This is a genomic window from Nitrospirae bacterium CG2_30_53_67 (assembly GCA_001873285.1).
Lineage (GTDB): Bacteria > CG2-30-53-67 > CG2-30-53-67 > CG2-30-53-67 > CG2-30-53-67 > CG2-30-53-67.
In genome coordinates, this window is the sequence record MNYV01000097.1 from 1 (window position 1) to 6,727 (window position 6,727).

The following is a 6,727-nucleotide window of genomic DNA, read 5'->3' on the forward strand; positions in this document are numbered from 1 at the left end:
AGTGTTTTTCTCTGGAGATTTTGCTTGCATTTCAGTATTTCACTTGAATCCTTGATCCCTTTGACCCTTGAACCCTTTTTACCCACTAAATGGGAGAAGAACCTAAAATTCCAGGTGTCGAGGCATCCTGTCAGAGCGGTTAAATCGGAATGCCCGAAGAAGAAGCAACATAAACCATGAGGCGTCAGGGATGACGCGGTCAGGAGGAGATCACCCATGCTGAGAGATCTGGTTATTAAAAACAGGAGTTACCGCCGGTTTTATGAAAAAGAGAAGATTAGTCTTCGGACCTTGAAGGATCTTGTCGATCTGGCGAGGCACTCGGCTGCCGCGGCCAATCTCCAGCCCTTGAAATATCTCCTCTCCTCGGATAAAAAAAAGAATGATCTGATCTTTCCTCACCTGGCTTGGGCCGGATATCTCAGAGACTGGCCCGGGCCCAAGCCGGGGGAGCGGCCTTCGGCCTATATTCTGGTCCTGGGCGACACAGAGATTGCCAAGAACTTCGGTTGCGATCACGGGATCGCGGCCCAGAGCATCCTCCTGGGGGCCGTGGAAAAAGGGCTGGGGGGGTGTATCATCGGTTCCATCCAACGGGAAAAACTGCGCAAGGCGCTGAAGATTCCGGACAGGTACAAGATTCTTCTGGCCATCGCCCTGGGCAGACCCAAAGAGACTGTGGTGATCGAAACCGTGGGGCCGGATGGGAACATCAAATACTGGCGGGATGAGAACGGGATCCATCATGTGCCCAAAAGATCTCTCAAGGAAATCATAATAAGATAGAATATTTCCATACAAAAGTCCGCCTGTCCGTAAATAGTATTGCATTCCTATTTATTCTCTGATATGGTAGGATCGTATTCCTATCACCGACAAGGCCCTCTACATTCAGGCAGACCATTTCCTGCTCGGTGACCGCAGTCTCTACGAAATCGCGGAAGAATTCCAGCATCTGGGCGGTGAACGGATCTGCCTCGACGAAATCCACAAGTACCCCAACTGGGCCGCTGAACTCAAAAGCATCAACGATACATTCCCCAAGCTCAGGATCATCGCCTCCGGAAGCTCGGCCCTTGAGATCCATCGGGGAAGCCATGATCTCAGCAGGAGGGCCGTCATGTATCGAATGAACGGCATGTCGTTTCGGGAATTCATCGAGGTGACGCAGGACGTCGCCCTCCGGAGCTTCAAGCTCGACGAGATTCTCAGCTCGACGTGGGAGACGAACGAACGCTCAAAACCTATCTGAAATACCTGGAAGATGCGGGGATCATTCTCACCGTTTCCAAAAGCGGCAGGGGGCTCCGGGAGCTTGAGAAGCCGGAAAAGATCTACCTGAACAATCCGAACCTGAGTCATGCCATTGCCGGCCATGCGCCTGCCGAGAAAGGGAATATACGGGAAACGTTCTTCATCAACATGACCCATACCCTGCACAAGGTCACGGCTCATGAACAGGGGGATTTTTTCCTGGATGGGAAATATGCATTCGAGATCGGCGGAAATAACAAGGGCACCGCACAGATCAGAGAAGTCAAGAATGCATTCCTGGCAGTGGACAATATCGAAATCGGCGTAGGAAACAGGATCCCTCTCTGGCTGTTCGGGTTCTTGTATTGACAGGCAAGAAAGCAAAAGGTTATTTTTCACTCAATTTCAAAAGCACAACAAGTGAAATCAAACCACACGGCGCTTTTGAAATTACTAAAGGGGACAGATTTATTTTCTTGCCCCCTTTGCGCCGCGCGGTGCGGATGAACTCCCATTTCCCCTCCGCAAGAAAATAAATCTGTTCCCTTTATCCTGCCAGTAAAAACGTTATTTATCATAGGATTAGGTCGTACTTATCCCAAACCTTCCGGTTAAACCAATCTTTTAATAGCAGGGTGTTAAAAAAGACTTGACATTAGTTGCTGACTCGGTTAAAGTAATTCCTACTTAACAGATAGGAATTATAAGAAAACAATTCCTGAAGGTATTTTATGAGGCTTTCTACCAGAGGGAGATACGGAGTAAGGTTCATGATGGATCTTGCCATCCATTTCGGCAACGGTCCGATTCTTTTAAGAGAGGTATCGGAAAGGCAGGGGATCTCCACAAAATATCTGGAACAGTTGATCCGCTCCCTGAAAACAGCGGGACTGGTGAAAAGCACACGAGGGCCTCATGGCGGATATCATCTGACCAAGCCTTCTTCGGAGATCACGCTGTACGACGTGGTCCGGACATTGGAAGGTCCTATCGCCATGGCGGAATGTGTTGAAGACCCCGGTTCATGTCCCCGATCGGATGCATGTGCCGCCCGTGAATGCTGGGCCGAGGTGAGCGGAAAGATTGTGGAGATATTAAGTGCGATGACTCTGAAGGAGATTGCGGAGCGCCAGCGGGAACTCGATAGAGTTCACGCCGTGATGTATCATATATAATTTGTATGCCTATGCATAGAGTAATAAATAAATTAAAAGAAGGGAAAGATTATGGGATATGTAAAAGGTCTGAAGTGCAGGGAATGCGGAAGGGAATATCCCAAGGGACCGGCGAATATCTGTGAATTCTGTTTCGGCCCGCTGGAGGTGACCTACCAGTACGATGAGATCCGGAAGGTCCTCTCACGTGAGGTGATTGCCTCCCGCCCCCCGAATATGTGGCGCTATGCCGAACTCATGCCGCTGGACAACGCGCCTACGGTAGGTTTTGATGTGGGTTTCACCCCCCTGGTTCGGGCGCACAATCTGGGCCGTGCCTTGGGGGTTTCGGAACTTTACCTGAAAAATGATGCCGTAAACCATCCCACCCTTTCCTTCAAGGATCGTGTGGTTGCGGTTGCGGTTTCCAAGGCCAGGGAATTCGGCTTCGATACCGTGGCCTGCGCATCCACCGGGAACCTGGCCAATGCCGTGGCCGCCTCCGCCGCTTCTGCCGGCCTGAACAGCTATATCTTCATCCCCTCGGATCTGGAGCAGGGGAAGATCATCGGCACCCAGGTCTTCGGCACCCATCTGGTCGGTGTGCTGGGGAGTTATGATGACGTCAACCGTTTGTGCACGGAGATTGCGGACCGGTACCGCTGGGCCTTTGTGAACATCAACATCAGACCCTTCTACGCCGAAGGGTCCAAGACCTTCGGGTACGAGATCATGGAGCAGATGGGGTGGCGGGTCCCGAAACACATTGTGGTTCCCATGGCCGGCGGGTCCTTGATCACCAAGATCCGTAAGTCCTTCAAAGAGTTTAAGGAGATCGGCTTGGTTGAACCTGAATCATGCGGCACCCGGTTTTATGGCGCCCAGGCCGCCGGATGCTCTCCGATTGTGACGGCGGTCAAGAACGGGACCGATCTTTTCAAGCCCGTGAAGCCGCACACCATTGCAAAATCCCTGGCCATCGGGAATCCGGCGGATGGTTTCTACGCCATCCATGCCATCAAAGAGTCGGGGGGATGGGCTGAGGAGGTCACAGATGAGGAGATCGTCCAAGGGATCAAACTGCTGGCTGAAACCGAGGGGGTTTTCACGGAAACGGCCGGCGGGGTGACCGTGGGCGTGGCCAAGAAGCTGATTGAGCAGGGACGGATCCCGAAAGATGAGTCCATCGTGATCTCCATCACGGGAAACGGGCTCAAGACCCAGGAGGCCTTGATCGGGAAGGTCAAGGCGCATCAGGTGATTGATTCGAAATTGTCGTCCTTCGAGGCCCTTTTACTGGAAAAAGAAGCGAAGGTATGGTAAAAGAAACAAAACAACACGACTTGTTGAGGAGGAAAGGATGAAGGTGAATGTGAGGATTCCGACGCCATTGAGGTCATTGACCCATGGCCAGGCAGAGGTTCCCATTGAAGGAAAGACCGTCCAGGAACTCGTAGAAAATCTGGAGAAGGCCTATCCGGGGATCAAGGAGAGGATCTGTGATGAACAGGGGAACCTGAGACGTTTTGTCAACCTTTACCTGAATGATGAGGACGTCCGTTTTCTGAAGAATCTTTCGACCGAGGTTCGTGACGGGGACGGGCTTTCCATTGTTCCGGCCATTGCTGGAGGTTAAGATGAGAAGAAAGGTCTATTTGACCTTCCCAAGGCATTTGATACAGAAGTCTCTGATATACCAAGTGGGTCATCAATTCGAGGTGGTGACCAATATCCGGTGTGCCAGTGTGACCGAAGATCTCGGGCTGGTCGGCCTGGAGTTCGAAGGGGAGCCGTCGGAGATCAAAGCGGCCCTGAATTTTTTAGAGGCCGAAGGGGTCAAGGTTGAACCGGTGGTTATGGATGTGGTGGAGTAAATTTTAATAAAAACATCAGGGGTCAAGGGGTCAAGGATTCGAGGGGTCAAGTGAAGTAGTAAAAACATAAGGAGCCGAGGGTCCTATGGTTACGCTTCGCGTGCACCGCTTTTCTATATTTTTGTCGTTAGATCCCGGCATCTCCTTGAATTTATTTTTGCCGGGCCGGGACCGTCTGTGACGGCTACTAGACTAAGACGTCTTGGGGGCAAGGGTTCCAGTGTTTTTCTCTGGAGATTTTGTTTGCGTTTCAGTATTTCACTTGACCTCTTGAACCCTGGAATCCTTGAACCCTTTTTTATCTACTAAACGGGAGAAGAACCTGTTTTTATATGAGGAATTGCAACATGTCTAAAAAGACCGTCCACCTGACCTTTCCCGAAGAACTTATTCAGGAGCCGGTCATCTACCGGATCGGGCATGAGTTCAGGGTCGTGACCAGCATCTTCCTTGCGTCTGTGGGTGAGAAAGAGGGGTGGATCGACCTCGGCCTGGAAGGGGATGACCAAGAGATACAAAAATCCATTGAGTATATGAAAAGCATGGGTATACGCGTTGCGGAGAAGGCATAAAAAAGGGTTTTGCGAAAGGGTCTGAGATGTTCGATTTCAACGAGGAGGAAATCAGGCGCTACAGCCGGCATATCCTCCTTCCTGAGGTAGGCGGGAAAGGGCAGAAAAAAATCAATGGAGCGAGGGTCCTCCTGATCGGCGCCGGGGGGCTGGGCGCCCCGGTGGGATATTATCTCGCTGCGGCGGGCGTGGGAAAGATCGGGATCATGGACGGGGATCAGGTGGAACTCAGTAATCTGCAGCGGCAGATCGTTCACAGCACCGAAGACCTGGGAAAGAACAAGGCTGTTTCAGCCCAGGAGACGCTCCTTGCCCTGAATCCATGCATCGAGGTCCTGACCTACCAGGAACGGGCCGCCTCGGAGAATATACTCGACATCATGGCGGATTACGATATCGTCGTGGATGGGAGCGACAATTTCCCGACCCGGTATCTGGTCAATGATGCCTGTGTGCTGACACGAAAGCCCCTTTCCCACGGGGCGGTTTTTCGGTTTCACGGCCAGGCCATGACCATTGTTCCGGGTGAAGGGCCTTGTTACCGCTGCCTGTTCCGCGAGCCTCCTCCGCCGGGCATGGTGGCCTCCTGTCAGGAGGCTGGTGTCCTCGGCGTTCTCCCCGGGCTGATCGGTCTGGTCCAGGCCACGGAGGTTTTGAAGCTGATTCTCGGTGTCGGCAGCGTGCTCAAGGGGCGTCTTCTGATCTATGAGGCCCTGGAGATGGAGTTTAAAAACATGAAGGTCAAGAGAGACCCGGACTGCCCGGTGTGCGGTGACCATCCGACCATCCGGTCGTTAATGGATTATGAGGAATTCTGCCGGGTGAACTTTTAATGATTTCCCCCGCTGGGACAGGATATAGGGCAGAGCCTTCCCGAGTTTTCGGTCTCCCTTCCATGATTGAGATTCCTCACCGTCTGATCGAGAAGATCCTCATGCATGCAGGAGAGCGTCATCCTGATGAATGCTGCGGGATCCTCATCGGGCGGGTACAGGGAGCGGAAGGAGTGAAAAGAGCGGAGGAAGTCCGGAGGACCGAGAACGCAGAAATCCACGGGCGGGATTCCTATCTGATCCATGGGCGGGAATTCCTAAGCGCAGACCGGGCCGCCCGAAGCCGGGGCCTGGAAATCATCGGGTTTTATCACTCCCATCCCGGGTGCCCCTCAATTCCGTCGGAGAGGGACCATGCCCGGGCATGGCAGGGATACAGCTATCTGATCGTCTCTCTCAGGGAAAATGGAATGCCGGAATGCCGTTCCTGGGCCCTGGATGCGGATGGACGGCGGTTGAGAGAAGAAGAGATACGGGAAATTTTTGAAGACGGTTCAGGCGGCAAATGAGCGAGAAAAAACAAGACAGGTCCAGGATCTGTATCCTGGTGGCCAGCAGCCCGGAAAGCGAGAATACCCGCACGCTCTTCAAGATCACCGAAGCGGCGGTTGCCATGGGGCATCAGGTGGAAATCTTCCTGATGAGCGACGGCGTTTATCATATTCTTCATCATAATTTTTCGAATCTCATTGCGAAAGGGGCGGAAGTGGCCCTGTGTGCCTATGATGCCATGGAAAGAGGTCTCGATAAAAAAACCGGAATCCACTTCGGCAGCTACTATGATCTGGCCGTGATGGTTGCAAAGGCCGATGGTTTTCTGGCCCTGACCTGACTAAGCGGCCCTATTCGTAAATACGGTGGCATTCGAGTGCCGCAGGGCGGCCTTCTCTCCGTTCCGCTCCTTGCGGTGTACCAGAGGGGTACGCCTCAGTCGCGCGCGGGGATGAGACCGCCCTGCGACCCTCTCGGTACGTCACCATATTTACGAACAGGGCCACCAAGGGGGATAATGTGAAGAAAGTGACCACTGTGATCAGGCG

At 52.7% G+C, this 6,727-nt stretch carries 11 protein-coding genes and 1 pseudogene; 10 read left to right on the top strand and 2 right to left on the bottom strand.

Annotated elements, in window-relative coordinates; translation table 11 throughout:
• Window positions 1-218: pseudogene (locus tag AUK29_06060) on the bottom strand (hypothetical protein).
• On the opposite strand from AUK29_06060, the gene AUK29_06065 reads away from it, so the two are divergent.
• Complete coding sequence (locus tag AUK29_06065; GenBank protein ID OIP63730.1) at window positions 217-786, top strand: nitroreductase; 570 nt, start codon at window positions 217-219, stop codon at window positions 784-786. The pseudogene AUK29_06060 and the gene AUK29_06065 overlap by 2 nt on opposite strands.
• On the opposite strand, the gene AUK29_06070 is transcribed toward AUK29_06065, so the two are convergent.
• Window positions 773-1,099 (bottom strand): hypothetical protein, encoded by a 327-nt coding sequence (locus AUK29_06070; GenBank protein OIP63731.1) that lies wholly within the window; start codon window positions 1,097-1,099, stop codon window positions 773-775. The two genes, AUK29_06065 and AUK29_06070, sit on opposite strands and share 14 nt — an antisense overlap.
• Window positions 1,100-1,218: 119 nt before the next feature.
• Here AUK29_06070 and AUK29_06075 point away from each other — a divergent pair, with 119 nt between their 5' ends.
• The 9 genes from AUK29_06075 to AUK29_06115 all read left to right on the top strand — a co-directional run bounded on the left by AUK29_06075 (window position 1,219) and on the right by AUK29_06115 (window position 6,519).
• The gene (locus AUK29_06075; protein OIP63732.1) at window positions 1,219-1,623 is read left to right on the top strand and encodes a hypothetical protein; all 405 of its coding nucleotides are present in this window, start codon (window positions 1,219-1,221) and stop codon (window positions 1,621-1,623) included.
• A gap of 362 nt (window positions 1,624-1,985) precedes the next feature.
• A complete protein-coding gene (locus AUK29_06080) occupies window positions 1,986-2,429 on the top strand; it encodes a hypothetical protein (protein ID OIP63733.1) in 444 nt (147 codons plus the stop codon).
• Between the two features lie 51 nt (window positions 2,430-2,480).
• Window positions 2,481-3,731, top strand: coding sequence for a threonine synthase (locus AUK29_06085; protein ID OIP63734.1), 1,251 nt, complete (start codon window positions 2,481-2,483; stop codon window positions 3,729-3,731).
• Window positions 3,732-3,768: 37 nt separating this feature from the next.
• The gene (locus tag AUK29_06090; GenBank protein OIP63735.1) at window positions 3,769-4,044 is read left to right on the top strand and encodes a molybdopterin synthase sulfur carrier subunit; all 276 of its coding nucleotides are present in this window, start codon (window positions 3,769-3,771) and stop codon (window positions 4,042-4,044) included.
• Window position 4,045: 1 nt separating this feature from the next.
• Window positions 4,046-4,282: a hypothetical protein gene (locus tag AUK29_06095; protein ID OIP63736.1), complete on the top strand. Its 237-nt coding sequence runs from the start codon at window positions 4,046-4,048 to the stop codon at window positions 4,280-4,282.
• A 347-nt stretch (window positions 4,283-4,629) separates the two neighbouring features.
• Window positions 4,630-4,854, top strand: coding sequence for a hypothetical protein (locus AUK29_06100; protein ID OIP63737.1), 225 nt, complete (start codon window positions 4,630-4,632; stop codon window positions 4,852-4,854).
• A gap of 26 nt (window positions 4,855-4,880) precedes the next feature.
• Window positions 4,881-5,687 (top strand): adenylyltransferase, encoded by an 807-nt coding sequence (locus AUK29_06105; protein OIP63738.1) that lies wholly within the window; start codon window positions 4,881-4,883, stop codon window positions 5,685-5,687.
• Window positions 5,688-5,749: 62 nt separating this feature from the next.
• Window positions 5,750-6,196: a hypothetical protein gene (locus tag AUK29_06110; protein OIP63740.1), complete on the top strand. Its 447-nt coding sequence runs from the start codon at window positions 5,750-5,752 to the stop codon at window positions 6,194-6,196.
• The gene (locus AUK29_06115) at window positions 6,193-6,519 is read left to right on the top strand and encodes a hypothetical protein (protein OIP63739.1); all 327 of its coding nucleotides are present in this window, start codon (window positions 6,193-6,195) and stop codon (window positions 6,517-6,519) included. The genes AUK29_06110 and AUK29_06115 overlap by 4 nt, the downstream gene beginning before the upstream one ends.
• Window positions 6,520-6,727: the final 208 nt, after the last annotated feature.